This is a genomic window from Streptomyces sp. 13-12-16 (assembly GCF_002114215.1).
Classification (GTDB): Bacteria; Actinomycetota; Actinomycetes; order Streptomycetales; family Streptomycetaceae; genus Streptomyces.
Genome location: NZ_NCTE01001047.1, coordinates 1 through 2,247 on the forward strand (window position 1 = coordinate 1; position 2,247 = coordinate 2,247).

General features: G+C 75.0%; 2 protein-coding genes and 1 pseudogene. 1 reads left to right on the plus strand and 2 read right to left on the minus strand.

The genetic code is table 11. The annotated features are described in order from the left end of the window. Positions 1 to 194, minus strand: a pseudogene (locus B7767_RS34935) (hypothetical protein); the annotation flags it as partial. Positions 195 to 353: 159 nt separating this feature from the next. Here B7767_RS34935 and B7767_RS34940 point away from each other — a divergent pair. Then, on the plus strand, positions 354 to 1,559 hold the full coding sequence (locus B7767_RS34940) for a hypothetical protein (protein ID WP_085575588.1): 1,206 nt from the start codon (positions 354 to 356) through the stop codon (positions 1,557 to 1,559). Between the two features lie 53 nt (positions 1,560 to 1,612). Here the strand turns inward: B7767_RS34940 and B7767_RS34945 are convergent, their stop codons facing one another. Next, positions 1,613 to 2,086 (minus strand): VOC family protein, encoded by a 474-nt coding sequence (locus B7767_RS34945; RefSeq protein ID WP_085575589.1) that lies wholly within the window; start codon positions 2,084 to 2,086, stop codon positions 1,613 to 1,615. Between the last annotated feature and the right edge of the window lie 161 nt (positions 2,087 to 2,247).

Here is a 2,247-nt window from a genome sequence, read left to right on the forward strand (position 1 = left end):
CCGGCGGGGCCGGGCCAGGCGCGTCCGCTGTCATGGCCGCCGTAGACCGCGGCGAGCGTGGAGACGCCCGCGCCGCCGTGCAGGCCGACCCAGGAGAAGCGCCGCGCCGCCGCCCGTGCGGGGGCGGGCTCCGGCGGGGCCGCCTCCGGTACCGCCACCGGTCCTCGGATCCAGATCTCCGGTCCCTGTCCCATGTCCCCTCTCCTGCTCGCCGCTTCGATCCTCATGCCGCCGGGCGGACGGGAAACCCGCGCGGGCGGCCGTTGGGACGAGCCTGTGACAACGCGGTGACGTGAGAAGCGCGGGCGAGCGGACAGACTCGACGGTAGGTGTACGACCCGAATGAGGGAACGATGTCTCGACTCAGCCGCGAGAAGAAGCGGGAACAGCAGCAGGCCGCACATGCGGCGAACCTTGCGGCAGCGCCGATCGACGTCCATGTCCCCGTGGGCCGGGCGGACACGCGCGGGGCGTCGGTCGGCGGGGTGACGGTGATCGCCGGCCCCGGCGAGGAGATCCAGCAGGCGGTGCTGAACCGCCTCCACCGCATCGCCATCGCCTCCGGTCACGCCGTCCTCGCCACCGTGCACGACGAGCGCATCGGCTGCGTCGTCCCGCTCCGGGTCGACCCGGACGGCTCCAGCCACTTCACGGCGCAGCCGGTCCTGACGACGCCGGCGCGGGAGCCCGACGCGGGCCGGCCGACGCACCTGCTGCGCCCCGTGCCCGAGCCGGCGCCGGAAGGGACGTCCGGACCGGACGCCGTACGGGACGCCACCCCCACCTTCGAGCTGCGCCCCGTGCCCGAGCCGGAGGCTCCCCGGGACGCCGTGCCGACGTTCGAACTGAGGGCCGTACCCGGGTCGGCGGAGGTCACGCCGCCCGGCACGGTCGCGCCCCCGACGGGCGAGTTCGGCCCGCCCCCGTCCATGGACGCGAGGCCGCACCCCGACCCGGAGGCCGACCGGTCCCGGGCGCACGGGACCACACCGTCCCCCGAGTCCGAGCCCGTGCTGGATCCCGATCCCAAGCCCACCCCGCCCCGCGGTTTCGACGCCGTGGCGGAGGCGGTGCTCGGTGACGAACCCCTCGCCGCCGGTGAGAGCCGGCTCGCCGAACCCATGGCCCGGGTCAACGACGCAGTCCGGACGGGCAGGATCGACACGGCGGCCCGGCTGGCCGAGGAGACCGTCGCGGAGGCCTCGGGCACCCTGGGGCCGGAGCACCCCGAGGTGCTGCGACTGCGCGAACTCGCCGCGTACATCGCCTACCTGGCCGGTGAGCCGCTGCGCGCCTTCCGGATCTCCCTCGACCTCGCCGTGATCTGCCGTCGCGCGGGGGACGCGGAGGCCGCCTACGGCAACGTCCGCAGCGCGGCGACCGCATGGCGCGCGGTGCGCGAGCCGGTGCTCGGACTGGAGCTCGGGCACGAGCTGATCGCCCTGTGGAACGAGCTCACCGCCGAGGACGGGCCCGCCGCCGACGAGATCGAGGAACTGGAGTCCGCCCGTGCCCGCATGGGCCGGCTGACCGAACGCGCCCGCGCCCGGCAGTCCTGAGAAGCCTCCGCCTCAGGGGCTTCGGGGGCATCGGGAGGAGTCGGGCCGAACCCCTAGTGCAGGCAGAACTCATTGCCTTCCGGGTCGGCCATCAGGAGCCATCCCCCGGAAGGCTCCTCCACCCGCCGCAGCACCCGCGCGCCGAGCCCCTCCAGTCGTGAGAGCTCCTCCTCGCGGCGTCCCGCACCGGGATGCAGGTCGAGGTGGAGCCGGTTCTTGACCGTCTTCTCCTCCGGCACGCGCTGGAACAGCAGCCGCCGTCCGCGGCCGGTGCCGCTCTCCTCGTCGTACGGGTCGTCGGGGTGCCGTACCGCGGCCAGGTCGCGCCAGGCCCGGCGGCCGTGGGACTCGACGGTCAGCTCGGCCGGGACGGCACCCGCGGCCAGCAGCTTCTCGATGAGCGCACTGTTGTCCTCCACCACGTACCGGAGGGCGGCGGCCCAGAAGCCGGCCTGCGCGTGCGGGTCGGCCGCGTCGATGACGACCTTCCAGTGCACGGGGGTGGCCGGTGTCGGTGTCTGCGTCATGCCACCAGTTATAGGGCCCGGCACTGACAACGCCCTGTTCTACGGCTTGGCTTCCAGCGCGCCCGTCTCGGCCGCGGCGGGCACGCTCTTGGCGGTCGGAGCCGCGCCCGGAGCCGCGTCCGCCGCGTCGGCCGGGACGCCGCCCCCGCGCACGCCGGTCT

Coding starts and splice junctions, on each gene's coding strand:
- B7767_RS34940 (WP_085575588.1), top strand. CDS start 354: ATGTCTCGACTCAGCCGCGAGAAGAAGCGGGAACAGCAGCAGGCCGCA.
- B7767_RS34945 (WP_085575589.1), bottom strand. CDS start 2,086: ATGACGCAGACACCGACACCGGCCACCCCCGTGCACTGGAAGGTCGTC.